The following is a 594-nucleotide window of genomic DNA, read 5'->3' as shown; positions in this document are numbered from 1 at the left end:
TTAAAGCTGGAAGCTTTAAGCTGGAAGCTGTAAGTGACCCCTTGCTTCAAGGCGGCACCTTCAGCGTCTAGCTTAAGGCTTACGCTTATCAACGGACTGTTGGATTTTCTTCAAGCTTCAGGCTTTCAGCTTCACACTTGAGATGGTGTGAGCCTACCGGGCGGTGCGACGGTTCGCTCGAACCGGTGACCTCCTCTTGGCGTCTATCCTGCAAATGGTGGAGCCTACCGGGATCGAACCGGTGACCTCCTGCGTGCAAGGCAGGCGCTCTCCCAGCTGAGCTAAGGCCCCTTATCAAGAGAGAAGAATAAAGAAGGAAGAACTAAGAAAGGGATTCTTTCTTACCTCTTAAACCTTACATCTTCCGACTTGCATTGGTGGGTCTGGGAAGACTTGAAAAAACCCGGCGACCTCACCCTCTCTACCTATCACCCCACGGGGCGCGCTCTAGCCAACTGAGCGAGAGATGGTGGGTCTGGGCAGACTTGAACTGCCGACCTCACCCTTATCAGGGGTGCGCTCTAACCAACTGAGCTACAGACCCGCTGGTCACTGGGCGGCTTCATGCAGCCATTCCACAGTCGTTGCTCTGCT

2 tRNA genes are annotated in these 594 nt (G+C 54.2%); both read right to left on the bottom strand.

Annotated features, from left to right (window positions below):
• Window positions 1-215 precede the first annotated feature (215 nt).
• Window positions 216-291: transfer RNA gene (locus tag L1073_RS17135), tRNA-Ala, on the bottom strand.
• Between the two features lie 176 nt (window positions 292-467).
• Window positions 468-544, bottom strand: a tRNA-Ile gene (locus tag L1073_RS17130).
• Window positions 545-594: the final 50 nt, after the last annotated feature.

This window comes from Chromohalobacter nigrandesensis, from assembly GCF_023061285.1.
Classification (GTDB): Bacteria; Pseudomonadota; Gammaproteobacteria; order Pseudomonadales; family Halomonadaceae; genus Chromohalobacter; species Chromohalobacter nigrandesensis.
This window is presented reverse-complemented; position numbering and strand designations above follow the sequence as displayed.